The following is a 14,483-nucleotide window of genomic DNA, read 5'->3' as shown; positions in this document are numbered from 1 at the left end:
TAATAAATTAATATATTTTAAATTATATTACATATTTGTATAAAATTAAAGACTGCTGACACTTTGTCAGCAGTCTGAAAAAACTCCCTGAGGGAGTTTTTTATTATTCATTCTTCATTTTAACTATTCATTAAGCATATCGTTTTACTATATTTACAATAACCTCTACTGCTTTTTCCATAGATTCAATTGGAACATATTCATACTTTCCATGGAAGTTTTCTCCTCCAGCAAATATATTAGGTGTTGGTAGTCCCATAAATGATAATCTAGCTCCATCAGTACCACCTCTTATTGGTCTAACGATAGGAGTTACATTTGCTTCTATCATGGCCTCCTTTGCATTTTCTACTATATGCATTACAGGCTCAATTTTTTCTTTCATATTATTATATTGATCTTTTATTTCTGCAACTACAGTACCTTCACCATACTTTTCATTTAATTCTTTTTCAATTTCTTTTATTTTATTTTTTCTTGCTTCAAAAGTATCTGTAAAGAAATCTCTAATAATATAGCTTAATGTAGTATTTTCTACAGTAGCATCTATATCAGTAAGATGATAGAACCCTTCATATTTTTCTGTCTTTTCAGGTACCTCATCTAAAGGAAGGCTATTTATAAATTCATTTGCTACCATTATAGAATTCACCATCTTATTCTTAGCATACCCTGGATGAACATTCACACCTTTAATTTTTACTTTTACTCCTGCAGCATTAAAGTTTTCAAATTCAAGCTCACCTATTCTTCCACCATCTATAGTGTAAGCAAAATCTGCTTCAAAGCCTTCAACGTCGAAATGATCTGCTCCCTCCCCAATTTCTTCATCTGGAGTAAAACCTATCTTTATATCTCCATGCTCTATGTCTGGATTATTTACTAAATATTCTACTGCTGTTATTATTTCTGCAAGACCAGCTTTATCATCAGCTCCTAAAAGAGTTGTACCATCAGTTGTTATTAGTCTTTGTCCTATATATTGCTTTAATTCTGGTGAAAACTTTGGAGATAGTACTACTGAATCATTTAATTTAATATCTCCCCCATCATAATTTTCTATAATCTTAGGATTTACATTTTCTCCACTATAATCTGGAGCTGTGTCCATATGAGCTATAAATCCTATCTTTGGTAATTCTTTATTACAATTTTTTTCTAAAGTAGCATATACATATCCAAATTCACTTATCCTTGCATCCTTTAATCCTAATTCCTTTAACTCATTACATAATTTTTCAGCTAATACTAACTGTCCCTTTGTACTTGGAGTTACTCTGGTTGTTTCGTCTGATTTTGTATTTAATCTAACATATTCTAAAAATCTTTCTTCTACTTTTTTCATAATGTCACTCTCCATTCTTATATTGTTTTATTACTTATTTATGAAAATTATACTTCTAAAGTATAGTTATTAACTTTACATTATTTATCTTATATACTATATTTTATCACATTAATGCAAAGTATTAGAATAAATTATTATTAAATAGATAAAATATATGTAGGCTATATACTTTTATCTTCTAAAAATATTAAAAATGAGTAGAGCTTAAATAAAACTCTACTCATTTTTATACTATGTTCTATCTTGATATCATTATAATAATAAAAATTTATTATTTATCTAAAATTATACTTAGTAACTATACTTTCTCTATCTGTAGTCTCGTCGTTATAGTATTCATAATATGATAGTCCTAAGAAACTTCCTGTTATATTATATATATTATTATACCCAATGTTTTGTAAAGCTAAAGTTGCATTATAGCTTCTTTGTCCTGTTCTACAATGTAAGTACACTGGAATATCCTTTGGAATTCCATTAACCCTTTCCCTTAATTGACTTAATGGAATATTTTTAGCCCCTTTTATATGGCCATTTTCAAATTCTCTAATTTCTCTTACATCTATAATATATGCATTATTTTCTACTAAATCTCTTACTTTATCTACATTAACTTGTTTGAAATCTCCATTTAATAAATTTGATGCTATATATCCAGAATAGTTTACTACATCTTTTGCTGTACTATAAGGTGGTGCATAACAAAGTTCTAAATCTTTTAAATCCTCCACTGTTCCACCTAATTTTATAAGAGTTGCTACTATATCTACTCTCTTAGCTACATCTCCCATACCTATGGCTTGTGCACCTAATATTTTTCCTGTTGGTACTTCATATATTAATTTAAAATGAAGAGGCTTAGCATCTGGCATAATACCTACTTTATCATTAGTAATTAATCTTACTATATCATAATTTATATTCGTATTTATTGCTTTAATTAATCCTTCATTTAATCCTGTCGCTGCTGCATTATAATCAAATACCTTTATAGCTGAAGATCCAATATATCCTTTATTTAAGCTTTTCTTTCCATTAATATGATCTGCAACAGATCTAGCTTGTTTTAGTGCAGGTCCTGCTAATGATATTTTAGTCATAGAATGAGTTAATGAATTATATACTTCAATTACATCACCAATAGCATAAATATCATCATCACTAGTTTTATAATTACTATCAACCTTTATAGCACCTGTTACTCCAATTTCAAGTCCTGCTTCTTTTGCTAAAGTTATTTCTGGAGAAACTCCTATTGCCATTACAACTGCATTTGCATTAACTTTCTTTCCTGAATTTAATACGACTTTATTTTCTTCAAATTTTTTTACTTTACCATTAAGTATTAAATTAATACCCTTATCATAAATTTCCTTATGTAGTATCTGAACTATATCATAATCAAAAGGCTTTAATATTTGATTCATAGCTTCAATTAAAGAAACCCTATATCCAGCTTTCCTTAAATTTTCCGCTACTTCAACTCCTATAAATCCTCCACCGATTACTGCTACATTTTTAGCATCAAGTTCTTTAACAAATCTATTTAGCTTATCTATATCTACAACATTTCTTATTGTAAATATATTAACTTTATCAATACCTGAAATATTCGGAACTATAGGCTTTGCTCCAGGAGATAAAATTAACTTATCATAACTTTCTCTATAGACTTCACCTGTTAAATAATTTTTGACTTCAATTTCTTTATTTTTTCTATCTATTGAAAGAACTTCACTACTTACTCTAGCTTCAATATTATATTGTGCTTTAAACTTTTCAGGACTCATAAGTACAAGTTTATCAGCCTCTTCTATTACTCCACTTAAATGATATGGAAGAGCACAGTTTGAAAAAGATACATGAGGTCCCTTTTCAAACATTATTATTTGATCTTCTTCACTAAGTCTTCTTAATCTAGCTGCTGCTGAAGCTCCACCAGCTACTCCACCTACTATTAATATTTTTTTCATTTAAAAACCATCCTTTTCAATTAATAATTAATAGTTACCTATTATTTTAGTAATTCCTTAGGAATTACTAAAATAAAATTTCTAAAACTCCACAGGGAGTTTTCTCCTCAATTCTTAATTTTTCATTATTCATTATAAAATATCGGAACTATTTTCTTTTACTTCCAGCATATGAGCCTACTCCACCAGCAACATTTACAACATCAAACCCCATGCTATTTAACTGATGACAAGCTCTAAGACTTCTTCCCCCAGATTGACAAACTATATAATATTCTTTATTTTTATCTAAATACTTTTCTGGCTCCTCCAAAAGCTCTCCCATTGGAATATTCTTAGCTGTCTTTAAGCTCCCTACTCTATACTCAAAAGGCTCTCTTATATCTATTAAATCTATTTTTCCAATTAAATTATCAATATCATTTACGTTTATAACCTTTTCTGATTTTTTATTAAATAAACCAAACACTTTATCATCTCCTAATTAAATTCTTCATTATATCTATTCTACAACAAAATTTATCTTTTTTATGTAACTAAATCACAAAAATGTAAATATTGTTTTTATCTTATTGATTAGATAATATTCCTATTTTAAATAATGAAGAAAAGCATATAATTTATATATGCCAGAGATAAAAAAGTACTTCTATATAATTTTGCTTATTCCATCGCAATCTCCAAGTCATCGCAAAATTAATAGAAGCACTTCAAAGCTAAAGGAAGGTCATTGTGAAAACGTTATTCACAGGGTAACATCTTTATAATTTCCTAAAGAGTAAAAAAAAGAGCCGTCGCACAAACAGCTCAAATTAAGAATTAAAAATTAAGACTTACTAAAATTAATTTCTTTTAAAAACTCTTTCGTTAGTTTTTCATTAATTTTTCATTGTGCGATAACCCCTTTTATATACTATTTAATTGAATAAAAATTCATCAATTAGCTTCTCTGTATCCTTTACTTCCCATTTTCTTTCTACTAAATTGCCTCCAGTTTTAAGCACTGGATGTAAGTTATCATAGCTATCTTGACCTTCATTTTTATAAATTATACCAATTGGTATTCCTTCATCACCAAACTCATCTGCTTTCTTTAAAGCCTCAAATTTATTACTTGAATTGTAGCTATTATCTAACTTATAAATCCTATCCTTATACCATTTAAAGGTATTAACTTTATTAAATACTACACAAGGTTGCATTATATCTACTAAAGCATACCCCTTATGATTTATGGCTGCCTTTATCATAGACTTTAAATGTTCCTTATCTGCTGAAAAACTCCTTGCTACAAATGTAGCCCCAGCACTTATTGCAATAGCTAATGGATTCATTTGATCTACATAAACGCCTTCAAATTGCATAGAAGTTACTTGTCCTTTTCCTGTAGTTGGCGACCCTTGTCCCTTGGTTAATCCATAAATTTGATTATCGTGAACTAAGTGAACCATATCTACATTTCTTCTAATACAATGTATAAAGTGGTTTCCTCCTTCTCCATATGAATCTCCATCTCCGCTAGTTACAATTACACTTAACTTTTTATTTACCATTTTAATGGCTTGAGCCGGTGGAAGAGCCCTACCATGAAGTCCATTAAATCCATTTACTTTAATATAGTGTGGAGTTTTAGCTGCTTGACCAATACCTGATACTAAAACAACATCTTGTGGTTTTAAACTTAATTCTGCTAAAGCTTCTTTTAATGATATCAATATTCCAAAATTACCACAACCAGGACACCAAGCATTATCATCATTGCTCTTATAAATATTTAAGTCCAACATTAAAACTCCCCCCTCTCTAGCCTTTCTACAATTTCATGTCCTGTTATTTGTCTTCCATCATATTTTAAAATACTACTACTCATTAATATCCCAGTTTCTTGAGTTATAAGCTTTCCTAATTGTCCAATAAAATTTTGTTCTACATTTATGACTTTCTTTGCTTTATTAGCATATTTTCTTATACTTATTTCCGGTAGTGGATAAATATCTCCAAAGCTTAAGGCTCCAACCTTTTTTCCATCATTATTTAATTCCTCTATTGCATCCTTTAAAGCTCCATAAGTTGATCCAAAACCAACTAAAAGAACTTCTAAATCTTCATTTCCCATGAATTCTGGCTCTTCCATTTCAGCCTTCATTAATTCAAGTTTTTTCATTCTCTTTTCCATTTGATCATTTCTTACTTCAGAAGCCTCTGTAATATGTGCTTCCTCTGTATGTTCATCACTATCAACTAACACTACTTGACCTTTTTCATTTCCTGGTATCATTCTCGGAGAGATTCCATTATCAGTTATCTTATATCTCTTATATTCCTCTCCATCTTTTAACTCATCTCCATTAGAAACATAATTTTCTATCTTAATATTACTTAAATCATATTTAGGAATAGTTATATTTGAATCTGCTAAATATTGATCAGTTAGCAATAATACTAAGGTTTGATATTTATCTGCTAAGTTAAGTGCCTTTACTATCTTATAAAATGCATCTTCTGCATTTCTAACACTTATTACAGCTCTTGGAAACTCTCCTTGTGCAGCAGTTAATAAAAAACTTAAATCACTTTGCTCTGTTCTAGTTGGCAATCCAGTTGCAGGACCTGGTCTTTGAGAATCTAAAACTACAACTGGCGTTTCAGTAATACCAGCGAGTCCAAAGGCTTCAACCATAAGTGATATCCCCCCACCTGAACTTCCAGTCATAGCTCTTGCACCTGCATATGATGCTCCTATTGCAAAGTTTATAGCAGCTATTTCATCTTCCGCCTGATCTACTACAATTCCTATTTCAGTTTGTTTTTTAGCTAGATATGTCATTATGCTTGTTGCTGGCGTCATAGGATATGCTGAATAGAAGTTTAACCCTCCTGCAACTGCTCCTAAAGCAATTGCATCATTCCCATTTATCAACAAATCTTCTGATAAATTTTTTCCTACAACACTATAATTTGATTCAATTAAATTGTATCCAAGCTTTACAGCCTCAATATTCTTATTTCTAATATCCTCAGATAACTTGCTACTAAAATACTTTTCTATTCCTTCTAAACTTAATGAGAAATACTTCAATATTACCCCTGCAGCTACTGAAGTAAATGCTTTTGATAAACTTAACCCTTTGGCAACTTCTACTAATGGTAGTTTTAAAACTTCTTTATAATCTAACTTTATCCCCTTATCAGCTATTATTACTCCACCTTTATTTAATCTATCCTTATGATATAAAACTGTATTTTCATCTAAGGCAAGTATTAAATCTAATTTATCTTTATGAGCAAACGCTCTATCTTCCCCAAATCTAATTTGAATAAAATTATGTCCTCCCCTAACTCTTGACATATAATCCTTGTTAGAAAATAAATAAAGTCCTGACTTCTTAATTACTTTTTCTAAAAAATCACTTACAGTATCAAGACCTTGTCCAGCACTTCCTCCAATTAATATATTGTACTCCATTTAAATCCCTCCTTTTTATAAAAGTTTTTTTAAAGAGCATTTTTATTGCATATTAGTAAAGTTTTTAACTCCTTACTTTCTTATGTTATTTTCTAAGCTTAGTATTTGTGACTTTTGATTATCAACAATTTCCTCCAAATTTTTAATTTTTTTAATAACTACATTAAACTTTTCTTTTTCTTTAAAACTATATGTTATTTCCTTATAATTTATATCTAAAGGATGGTTATATATTAATAATTCTTCTAGAAATAAATTTATATATCCTTCACTTTCAATAATATATGTTTCTTTCATTGTATATCCTTCAACCAATATTATCTTTCTTATATTTTCCGTTGTAATATCTTTATAAATTAATGGCTTTGAAAAATCCTCTCCATTATTTGTAGAATAGCATCCATAAAGTTTATTATTACTTGTCCAAATTGCCCATATAATACTATGAAATTCAACAATTAAACATGAATATATATCACTATCTTCATATATGATAATCTCTTTTTGATTTTCTTCATTCTTATCTAACCTTATATTTTTATAAATAATTAATTTTTTATTATCTTCATTAATAATGATTAAAGAATGTACTTTATTTTTATTTTTACAAAAAGACATATCTTCATAATTATGATTATCTATAAAAATAATTTTATTTCTACTCCAGGTATCATTTTTTGCATTATATGTCTTAAGTATTAGTTTAAACATATCAAAAGAAATACTATATATAATTAATGATATATCGTTTTCTCCTGACAAAATATTATACTTTATTTCAATATTGCTTTTATCATCATAAATTATTGTATCAATGGAATTAATTTTATTATTAAAATATATAGTATTAGAATTACTATCTAAATTGTATATAACATTTAAATCCTTTTCTAAAAATACTCCTTTGATATTTATTGGAGTTATAAAGTTATCCTTAATATTAAAAAGATTTCTATATACCCAATCATCATTCTTAAGAATACCTAAAAGAATATTACCATATATATCTTGACATATTAAATTAATATCATCATTATAGTCATTCATAATATAAAAATATTTAAGACTATCTTTATATGCAACTTTCCTATTAATAATTTTATTATTAATAATAGTTTCATAATAAATGCCAATAGTATCTTTATATTTAAATCTTAATAGTTTTTTATCTTTTGTTCTTAATAAGAATTCATTGTATACTATTTGCTTCATTTTTTACCTCCCTTAATTTATTATTTATTTCTCTAGAAGGTAATAAAATAAGTTCTTCTTTTGTTACATAAGTTGAAATAATTGAACTCACATCAAATATAATAATGTTATCTTTTATATAAGGTGAAGATATAAGTTCACTTTTTGACTTAATAGTAAATTCTAAATCCTCTATTTCACTATTATTCGATATATATAAAATAGCTTTTTGTTTTCCTCTTAATTTACCTTTAATATTTAATTTTTCTTTTTTACTGTTTATACATCTAATGTAATAAGGAATAAAAAATTCAAAATTCAAAATTATATAATTGTCCTTATCATATATAAATTCTTTATTTTTGCTTTCTTCTACAATTTTGCAACTTTCAAATTTTATTTCCTCTACTTCTATTTTTCTTTCAGAAATAAATTCGATATTTTCTTGTGGAAATATGATCTTTTCTTTATAACTAGATATTACCTTCTTAGCCAAAATAACCGCTTCTCTATTTTCTTTAAATTCATGGTTTAGACTATTTAATAAAAATTCCTCTTCTCTATTAGAGTCCTCAGTAATAATAGCTACATCATAAGGTTTTATATTTTTTTCATCAAATTTAAATGTATTAATTATTCTTTGTTTTTCTATATCAATAATATCTAAGGCTCCATATCCTTTACTATCTATACTAGTTACTAATATAAGACTCTTATCTTTTGATATCTTAATTTTTTGAGGAAAATCTAATGTATGTTTTAACATTCCTATAACACTTTTTTTAATTGTATCTACTATATCTATTCTGTTTAATCCCACATTAACAACATATAAAATTCTGGAATTTCCTTCTATCGATGTAAGAATTGATCCCTCTGGAAAATCTATATATGATATATTATCACTAGTAAGATCTACTATAGTTACATTCCCACTTAACCCCATTCTATTTATTCCTCTATTAGATACATATAGATATCTCTCTTTATCTTCTATAAAAATGGAATCTGGATTTTCACCGATATCTTTATATACTTTTATTAATCTCAATGAAAAAGTATCATAAACTCTTACTTCATTTTGAAAAATATCTAAAACAAAAAGCTTACTTCCATCCTTATTTAGCTCAATACTATCAATTGCAATGAATCCACCTATTTTATTAATCATTTCAGAATTATCTAAACTATATATACATACCTCCTCCGTATTTGAAACATAAATTTTTTGAGAGATGGAATCCACTTTAATATGACCGTTATTTGGAATAAATAAACTCTTATTAGTCCTAGATATATGATCAACAATAGTAATTCGATCATTCCTATCAGTTGCAACATATATATTATTTTTATTATCTACAACTATTTCATAAGGTCTTGAACCAACTTGAATTTCATCAATAATACTCCAATTTTTACCATCAATAACAGAAACCTTATCGCTTCCTAAATTAGATACATAAAAAATACTTTTACTTACTGTATTAATCATGGATCCCCCCTCCCCTTATTTTATTCTATTAATTCATAGTCTTCTTCTTTTCCATTTTTAATTATTTTAAAAATAGCAGTTGGATATATATTATTTCTTTCAATCTCTATCTTTATATTTTCTCTATCCTCTTCCTTAATTTTCAAAGCTTGAGTGCAACTTATATGAATTTTATTTGGTGCTGTTACCAATTTAGTTTTTATATTCTTTAGCCTTAATCTATCATAAATATAAAGTGCTCTATAATGTGAAGTAAATACCATTATATAATCATAATCATCTAATCTCATAATTTTTTCTCCAATTCCTTTTGTAAATTTTATTTAACTATATTTTATTTTATGACATTATTTTTTATAAGTTACCTATGACATTAAGGCCTTCTTCTTAACAGCTTTTCCATTACAGATTTATTTATCTCTATTTCAAGTTCAGTATTAATTTTTTTATTTTCTTCTATTAATGAATCCAATTGTTTTTTCATTAATAAATTTTCTTCGGAAATTATCTTGTTTTGACTTTCAATATTTCTTCTTGCATCTATTTCTTCTTGAATTTTCTTATCTTTTATCAATATTTCCTTAGTTGTATTATTTATTTCATCCTTAAGCAATTCTATTTCCTCAATATATTCCTTTGTTCTACTCTCTATATTTTTTTTATCCTCTATTAACAAAGTTATGTTAGTATTTAGCCTTTCTCGCTCTTCTTCTATTTTTTCATTTTTTTGCGATATTTCTAGATTTGTATTATTTATTTTATCTTTAAGAAATTCTATTTCATTAATATATCCTTTTCTTACAGTTTCAAATTTCTGTTTTTCTTCTTTTAATAAGCTTATTTCATTGCTTAAGTCTTCATTTTCTACTTGAAGCTTTTTTTGCAACTCTAAAAAAATACTGCTATTTTCTTCCGCTTTTTTCTTCTGCTCTAAAGCCCTAGTTACTTGCTGTTGATATCTTTCTATTACTTGTTGATTCTTTTGAAGTAATAAATTTAAATTAAGTATTCTCTCTTCTAATCCTTTATTTTCTTCATTTACTCTATAAAGTTCAGCTTTAATTATTTTTACTTCCTCACTATTAGAAACATTTCCACTGGAATTTCTTATTTCTTTTCCATATTCTTTATTTTCCCTTATTAATACTTCATTCAAATCATATAAATATATATCTAATCCACTGGTAGCATATAATTTTCTTTCTTTAATATATCCCTCTTTAACCTCACTTACATAAGCGTTATATCTTTCTATCTTAAACTTATTGTTTCTACTATATTTTTTAGCATCTCCCCACTTTACTCCTGTAAAAATTGAATAATATATTTCATTGCTTTCAATCCAACATGAACAAATTTTATTTTCATTCTTAAATATTAATGGATCAACTATATTGTTTTTTCCTTCATACACTCTAAAATCTTTAAAACTTCCTGTATTATCAATAACAACATGATCTAGCGAATAAAATTCATTTTCCTTAGATTTATTCAAAATATTTATATTTTTATTGTCTAGTTCAACATCAAAATATACATCTTCTCCTTGGATTCCATAAAGCCTATTAGAAGGTAACCAATAATTATTTTGATAAATTGAATAATTTAATGATAATTCATCCCCCTCATCCGATAAGTAAAATAAGTAAATTTCATTTCTATTATTTATGTTAATTAAGTAATATTCCTTTAAGCTTGGTTTTAAAATTATATCCTGTAGCTTATTGATACTTGTTTTATATCCGTCCCAAATACAATGCATTAGTACTCCATGATCGCTACCGTCCTTACTAGCTAAAGCATAGAAAATATGCATATTAGTTCCTATTATTTCAATCTTTATACTCTCTATACTATAGTTACTATCCTCTACCTTATATAAAACCTTTCCAACCCATTGCTTTTCCTTCATTGTACAATATCTCAATTCCCCTGTATTATTAGAATAAACTAAATGTATTCCTTCACTATTATCTATAAACAAACCAAATCCTGTTACTCTACCATCTATTAAATTTTCTTTTGTCCATTTACCTTCTGTGTACATTATTCCATAGTTCAATTCTTTATTTTCATTTACGGAAAATCTCCATAGATTTTCTTTATAGTCAACATATAGCCATGGATATATCCCCCTCATGTTTACCCGCTCCTTTATATACCTTAATTAATAATCTATCTAAAAATTTATTTATACATAAACCACCTATAAAAATTATATTTATATTTATTATTTATTATGCAAATTTATCTTATAAAAAACTTCAAAATTCCCATTTTTTTCATATCACCACTTTATCAATATTTCATATCATGTATTGTGAGTACTAAAATGATAATTTATTATTTTATAAAGGAGGATATCTATGTCCATTAACTTTAAAAAATTCGTTCCTCGTCCAGGACTAGTAAATAAACAAGGACGCTTACCTGATCCTGCTGAATTAGTATGTATAGAGGTTCCTAAAGTATTTGATCAATGCTTAATTAAGAGGTGCCTTGTTTATTGTGAGGGTCCTGACACAAACACATCTGATTGTGAGCTAAGAAGTGACCCTCTTGCTAATCCTAAGAGATATATTTCAAGTAGAGACTTTAAACTAACATTAATAAGTGTAGATAAAATTCCATTGAAAAAACCTCATGGCTTTAAAAAAATAATTTTACACTACACTATTTCTTTTTACTCAGATTACCTTGACTGTGATGGAAAAACTAAAAGCGAGTATTTTGAAATAAATAGAACTGATGTCATAGGAAAATTCTATTGTCCAGATTCACTATCTCAAGCAACAACTACATTAGGTGAAGAGATATGTGATAATAATTTAATTAAACTTGAAATGGTTGCAGATATATTGCATGGTGAAATACTTAAAGATGAACATTGTGATGAAGTTTTAGATGTAACTTTAGGTTACTATATTGTTGTAAAATGTGAACTTTTAGTTCAATTATTAATTCCTGCTTATGACTACTGTCCAGTTCCAAGAGAATCTTGTGAAGAAGAACCAGAAGAAGATCCATGTGAAGCATTTGATAAAGCTCCAGTTCCTAAGTTCTATCCTGATCAGCATCTAGACCCACTATTCCCAGACCCTGATTGTTCTGATGAAGATGACTTAGATTAATAATTATTTTTCTACTTGTGAGGTAGTTTGATGACCTAGTAATTTTTATACTTTTAGAAAAGTACTTACTGTTGTAAATATAAAATGACCTACTAGTTTATGTAGGTCATTTTTATTTATTGCTTTGTTTTTTCCATTATTTCTATAGCAATACTATTTGCTGCAACCATTCCACTTTGTAGTTCTCCTTGTTGAGTACCATGTTTCACAGTTGCATTATTTCCTGCAAAAAAAACTCTCTTATTCATTTCTGGAATTATACTTGAATAAGAGTATAAAATTTTATCCCCTGGCTTGAATAAAGTTGAAAATCCCCAAATATATTGAACATCAGACCATACTAGTGATTTATAATCTATTAAAATACTTTCCAAATATCCCTTCGGTAGACTATGAATTTTTTCTATATACTTTATAACATCATTTATTTTTATATAATCATCTATATAAGAGAATTCATTAGCTTTATTTCCACTACTGTAGCTAGCAAGTAATACTCCTGTTCCCTTTTGGTTACCTTTTGCTTCAATAACTTCTTCTCCATTATTATCATAAAGTATTTTTCCATTATCTGAAGGATAGTAAATTGAATATAAAGGTAAATCTGTTATTGTTCTTCCTCCAATAATTCTTTCATTCTTCCTTCCTCTTTCCCAAAATCTCTCTTTTAAATATAAATATACCTTTTGAGAATTATTAAAATTCATTTCATCTATTATTCTTAATTTATCTCTACTAAAATTATCTTTAATATTCATTCTCTTTAAACAATTAAAAGGAGTAGTTAAAATTATATAATCAAACTCTTCACTTCCTTCAAGCTTATTTTCTAAATTTATATAATCTAACTTTATTTTATTATTAGAACTGTGTATTTCTTCAACAGAAAATCCTAATTTAATATTAACCTTTCCCAGATCATCCCTATTAATATTATTATAAGATTTTAAATTTTCCTCTCTAATTGCTTCATATAAAGCCTGAGGTAACTTTATCATTCCACCTTCTATACTATAATTATTAGTCATATCTAAAGTATAGTACTTTTGTAAAGTTTCTATAAAACTATAATCATATAACTCCTTAGTTCCATTAATATACCCTATTAAATTAATTGCTTCTTCACTAAAACCAGCTATTTCATAGGCCTTTTTCAAACTTAATGCATCTAAATCTACAATTCCTTTAGAATACTTGTCTTTAATTTGTACTAGCTCTTGTCTTTCCTCAACCCCTATACTCTTTAAATATTTATTAAATAAAGTTAAATGTTCTTTAGATTTTAACTTCATTTTATCTAATTTTGTTAAATCATATCTTGGATATATATTTCTTATTACTTGATTCTCTTTATTATAAGCCCCTGCATTTCTTAAATAATAGTATTGATTCCTATTAATATAACTATTAGTTTTTAGATTTAAAAGATTAATATAATGCCATGTAGTATAGTGAGATACTGGTATACTCATTTCTCCAAACTCTCCATAACAGTAATTTAATCTATCAAAAGAATAAGTATACACCCTTCCACCTATTCTTTTGCTTGCTTCTAAAATAGTAATATTACATCCTATTTTTTTTAATTCATAGGCAGCTGCAAGTCCAGCTTCACCAGCACCTATTATTGCAATATTTACTTTTTTCCCTTGTTCACTTGTACATATACTTCTTATATCTTTTGGTGGACTCATTAATTTTATTATATTATCTATATCTTCTATCCTATCCTCTTTCTTTAGTTCTCTTTCAAGAATATTATATCTCTCATAATCACTAGGACTATTTGAAGGGTACATATTCCTTGAATTCTTACTATCTTCCATAACTTCACATCCTAATGTTCAATTTACATATATATAATTATATATGTACTTAA

At 27.1% G+C, this 14,483-nt stretch carries 11 protein-coding genes; 1 reads left to right on the top strand and 10 read right to left on the bottom strand.

Annotated elements, in window-relative coordinates; translation table 11 throughout:
* Positions 1–130: 130 nt before the first annotated feature.
* The 9 genes from pepT to ACQPVP_RS04730 all read right to left on the bottom strand — a co-directional run bounded on the left by pepT (position 131) and on the right by ACQPVP_RS04730 (position 11,613).
* The gene (gene pepT / locus ACQPVP_RS04770) at positions 131–1,360 is read right to left on the bottom strand and encodes a peptidase T (RefSeq protein WP_430847745.1); all 1,230 of its coding nucleotides are present in this window, start codon (positions 1,358–1,360) and stop codon (positions 131–133) included.
* Positions 1,361–1,623: 263 nt separating this feature from the next.
* A complete protein-coding gene (locus ACQPVP_RS04765; RefSeq protein ID WP_430847743.1) occupies positions 1,624–3,321 on the bottom strand; it encodes an FAD-dependent oxidoreductase in 1,698 nt (565 codons plus the stop codon).
* A gap of 148 nt (positions 3,322–3,469) precedes the next feature.
* Positions 3,470–3,790: a rhodanese-like domain-containing protein gene (locus tag ACQPVP_RS04760; protein ID WP_430847741.1), complete on the bottom strand. Its 321-nt coding sequence runs from the start codon at positions 3,788–3,790 to the stop codon at positions 3,470–3,472.
* Positions 3,791–4,238: 448 nt separating this feature from the next.
* Positions 4,239–5,108: a 2-oxoacid:ferredoxin oxidoreductase subunit beta gene (locus ACQPVP_RS04755; protein WP_430847739.1), complete on the bottom strand. Its 870-nt coding sequence runs from the start codon at positions 5,106–5,108 to the stop codon at positions 4,239–4,241.
* Positions 5,108–6,787, bottom strand: coding sequence for a 2-oxoacid:acceptor oxidoreductase subunit alpha (locus ACQPVP_RS04750; protein WP_430847737.1), 1,680 nt, complete (start codon positions 6,785–6,787; stop codon positions 5,108–5,110). Before ACQPVP_RS04750 ends, ACQPVP_RS04755 begins: the two co-directional genes overlap by 1 nt.
* 72 nt (positions 6,788–6,859) lie before the next feature.
* On the bottom strand, positions 6,860–7,999 hold the full coding sequence (locus ACQPVP_RS04745; RefSeq protein WP_430847735.1) for a hypothetical protein: 1,140 nt from the start codon (positions 7,997–7,999) through the stop codon (positions 6,860–6,862).
* A complete protein-coding gene (locus tag ACQPVP_RS04740; protein WP_430847733.1) occupies positions 7,977–9,473 on the bottom strand; it encodes a YncE family protein in 1,497 nt (498 codons plus the stop codon). The genes ACQPVP_RS04745 and ACQPVP_RS04740 overlap by 23 nt, the downstream gene beginning before the upstream one ends.
* A 20-nt stretch (positions 9,474–9,493) precedes the next feature.
* On the bottom strand, positions 9,494–9,763 hold the full coding sequence (locus tag ACQPVP_RS04735) for a DUF3343 domain-containing protein (RefSeq protein ID WP_430847731.1): 270 nt from the start codon (positions 9,761–9,763) through the stop codon (positions 9,494–9,496).
* Positions 9,764–9,846: 83 nt separating this feature from the next.
* Positions 9,847–11,613: a hypothetical protein gene (locus ACQPVP_RS04730; protein WP_430847729.1), complete on the bottom strand. Its 1,767-nt coding sequence runs from the start codon at positions 11,611–11,613 to the stop codon at positions 9,847–9,849.
* Between the two features lie 226 nt (positions 11,614–11,839).
* On the opposite strand from ACQPVP_RS04730, the gene ACQPVP_RS04725 reads away from it, so the two are divergent.
* On the top strand, positions 11,840–12,604 hold the full coding sequence (locus ACQPVP_RS04725) for a hypothetical protein (RefSeq protein WP_430847727.1): 765 nt from the start codon (positions 11,840–11,842) through the stop codon (positions 12,602–12,604).
* Positions 12,605–12,720: 116 nt separating this feature from the next.
* On the opposite strand, the gene ACQPVP_RS04720 is transcribed toward ACQPVP_RS04725, so the two are convergent.
* Complete coding sequence (locus tag ACQPVP_RS04720) at positions 12,721–14,430, bottom strand: flavin monoamine oxidase family protein (RefSeq protein WP_430847725.1); 1,710 nt, start codon at positions 14,428–14,430, stop codon at positions 12,721–12,723.
* Positions 14,431–14,483: the final 53 nt, after the last annotated feature.

This window comes from Clostridium nigeriense, from assembly GCF_050585265.1.
Lineage (GTDB): Bacteria > Bacillota > Clostridia > Clostridiales > Clostridiaceae > Clostridium > Clostridium nigeriense_B.
Note: the sequence above shows the minus strand (reverse complement) of the source record. Positions and strands in the feature narration are given on the sequence as shown.

What these genes read in the sequence shown, in the direction of transcription:
- ACQPVP_RS04755 (WP_430847739.1), bottom strand. Translation starts at nt 5,108, where the DNA reads ATGTTGGACTTAAATATTTATAAGAGCAATGATGATAATGCTTGGTGT.
- ACQPVP_RS04735 (WP_430847731.1), bottom strand. Translation starts at nt 9,763, where the DNA reads ATGAGATTAGATGATTATGATTATATAATGGTATTTACTTCACATTAT.
- ACQPVP_RS04730 (WP_430847729.1), bottom strand. Translation starts at nt 11,613, where the DNA reads ATGAGGGGGATATATCCATGGCTATATGTTGACTATAAAGAAAATCTA.
- ACQPVP_RS04740 (WP_430847733.1), bottom strand. Translation starts at nt 9,473, where the DNA reads ATGATTAATACAGTAAGTAAAAGTATTTTTTATGTATCTAATTTAGGA.
- ACQPVP_RS04725 (WP_430847727.1), top strand. Translation starts at nt 11,840, where the DNA reads ATGTCCATTAACTTTAAAAAATTCGTTCCTCGTCCAGGACTAGTAAAT.
- ACQPVP_RS04750 (WP_430847737.1), bottom strand. Translation starts at nt 6,787, where the DNA reads ATGGAGTACAATATATTAATTGGAGGAAGTGCTGGACAAGGTCTTGAT.
- ACQPVP_RS04745 (WP_430847735.1), bottom strand. Translation starts at nt 7,999, where the DNA reads ATGAAGCAAATAGTATACAATGAATTCTTATTAAGAACAAAAGATAAA.
- ACQPVP_RS04720 (WP_430847725.1), bottom strand. Translation starts at nt 14,430, where the DNA reads ATGGAAGATAGTAAGAATTCAAGGAATATGTACCCTTCAAATAGTCCT.
- ACQPVP_RS04765 (WP_430847743.1), bottom strand. Translation starts at nt 3,321, where the DNA reads ATGAAAAAAATATTAATAGTAGGTGGAGTAGCTGGTGGAGCTTCAGCA.
- pepT (WP_430847745.1), bottom strand. Translation starts at nt 1,360, where the DNA reads ATGGAGAGTGACATTATGAAAAAAGTAGAAGAAAGATTTTTAGAATAT.